Origin of the sequence: Streptomyces sp. NPDC089915, assembly GCF_040684675.1 — a bacterium.
In the GTDB taxonomy this organism is placed as follows: domain Bacteria; phylum Actinomycetota; class Actinomycetes; order Streptomycetales; family Streptomycetaceae; genus Streptomyces.
The window spans coordinates 1-1,301 of sequence record NZ_JBFBGN010000386.1; the positions used below are offsets into that span (position 1 = coordinate 1).

The following is a 1,301-nucleotide window of genomic DNA, read 5'->3' on the forward strand; positions in this document are numbered from 1 at the left end:
CCGCGCCGTACTCGTGGACCCGCAGGTGCACGCGGTCGCGGGACTCGACCCGGACGAAGCCGACGTTGACGGTGGGGAGGAAGAGGCCGGACTCCCGGACGGCCCGGCCGACGCGGGCGACGGGGGCGGTGGCCGTGTCGTCGACCTCGATCACCGCGTGCGGGTTGCCCATGGAGACGGCGGCGAACCGCACCCGCGTCCCGTCGTCCAGGTCGGCCTCGTACAGGTCCCGTTCGCCGTCCTGGCCGAACAGGGGGATGCTCTGGGGTGCGAAGCGCGGTACGGCCAGGGCGACGCGGAAGGTGTCCTCGCCGAGGACGTCGACCTCGTGCGTTCCGCTCGGGCTGTCCAGGGCGAACCGCGGGCCCCGGGCCAGGCCCGCGCGGACCGCCCAGGCGGCGACGCACCGTGCGCCGTTGCCGCACTGCGCCGAACGCGCCCCGTCCGCCGTCCAGATGTCGAAGGCCGCGACGGCCCGCGCGCTGCGCGGTTCCCTGATGCCGAGGACGAGGTCGCAGCCGGCGCCCTTGTGGCGGTCGGCCAGTGCGCGGCACAGCTCCGGGGAGGGGTCCGGCCCGTCACGCAGGTCCAGCACCACGAAGTCGTTGCCGGCTCCGTGCATCTTGGTGAAGGGAAGCGTGGTCGGCGTTCTCATGCGCATCACACCCGTGGTCAGGTTCAGACGGTCGGTCGGTGGAGGGGCAGCGGAGTCGGGGCCGTCAGGGGCGTGCCGCGGCGGCGTCGAAGGCCGGGGCGACCATGTCGAGGATGACGGCGACGGCCTGCTCGGCCCGCTCGCTGCCGGCGGGGGCGTTGAGCTCCGCGAGTTCGACGCCGATGAGCCGCTCCGCCGGGATCGCCTCGAAGATGGCGCGGATCTGGGCGGGGAGCATCCCGTCCGGAACGGTGTAGTCGGCCGGTATGGAACCCGGTTCGAGCACGTCCCAGTCGATGTGGACCCACACGGGCGCGTCCCCGACCGCTTCCAGGACGGCCTCGGCCGTGGCCTCCCCCGGGGGGATGAGGCGGACGCCTGCCCCCCGGATCAGCTCGCGCTCGCCCTCGTCGATGTCGCGCGAGCCGACGAGGACCGCCTGTTCGGGGCTCAGGCCCGCGCCGTGGCCGCTGTCCCACAGTCCGCAGGCCCCGGAGAGGACCATGCCGCCGAGGTATCCGGTGTCCGTGGTCTCGGGGGTGTTGAAGTCGCCGTGTCCGTCGATGTACAGCACCACGGCGTCGGGGTGTTCGCGCGCCACGACGGGCAGAGTGGCGAGGCTGACGGAACAGGTGTTGTTGATGAG

General features: G+C 73.3%; 2 protein-coding genes. Both read right to left on the reverse strand.

Annotation, left to right across the window (positions count from 1 at the left end; genetic code table 11):
* Positions 1 to 655 (reverse strand): diaminopimelate epimerase (dapF, locus tag AB0O29_RS36035; protein WP_365160707.1); only part of this gene is annotated, 655 nt, incomplete at its 3' end.
* A gap of 64 nt (positions 656 to 719) precedes the next feature.
* Positions 720 to 1,301: arginase family protein (locus tag AB0O29_RS36040; protein ID WP_365160710.1), on the reverse strand; the 582-nt coding region annotated here is incomplete at its 5' end.